General features: G+C 69.2%; 1 protein-coding gene. It reads right to left on the reverse strand.

Annotated features, from left to right (window positions below; genetic code table 11):
* The coding region (locus AC1DYK_RS35485) for a hydroxyacid dehydrogenase (protein WP_478170536.1) at positions 1-633 on the reverse strand (633 nt) is incomplete at both ends.

Raw genomic sequence — 633 nt, forward strand, 5'->3', positions numbered from 1 at the left:
GCCGAGGGAGCCGGCGATGTGCGGGGTCAGCAGTACGTTGGGCAGGTTGTACAGCGGAGAATCCGAAGGCAGGTGGTCGGGGTCCGTCACATCGATGACGCCGTGGATCCGGCCCGACACGAGTTCCTCGGTCAGCGCCCGGGTGTCGACGAGCGAGCCGCGCGCGGTGTTGATGAGCGTGGACCCGTCCGCCATCAGCGCAAGCAGCCGCGCGTCGAACATGTGCCGGGTCTCCGGGAGCTCGGGCGCGTGGATGGACACCACATGACTGCGCCGTACGAGCTCGTCGAGACCGACGCACTCCACACCGAGGGCGGCGGCATCCTCCTTGTCCACATACGGATCGTGCAGCAGGACCTCCAGGTCGAACGGCCGGAGCAGTTCGATCACCCGTCGGCCGATCCGTGAGGCGCCCACGATTCCGATGGTGCGCAGATAGTTGCCCTGCCCGGCGAAGTGCGGGAAGAGGTCGAAGGGGCCCCGTGTCTCGCGGTAGCGCCGCGCGGCGCCGAGGACCCGCTTGTTGGCGAACAGGATGGCGGCCAGGGTGAATTCGGCGACGGGCAGCGCATTGGCGGCGGCCGCGGACGAGACGGCGATGCCCCGCTCCCACACGGCCTCGGTGACGTGGTG

This window comes from Variovorax sp. P2_H12, assembly GCF_056403395.1.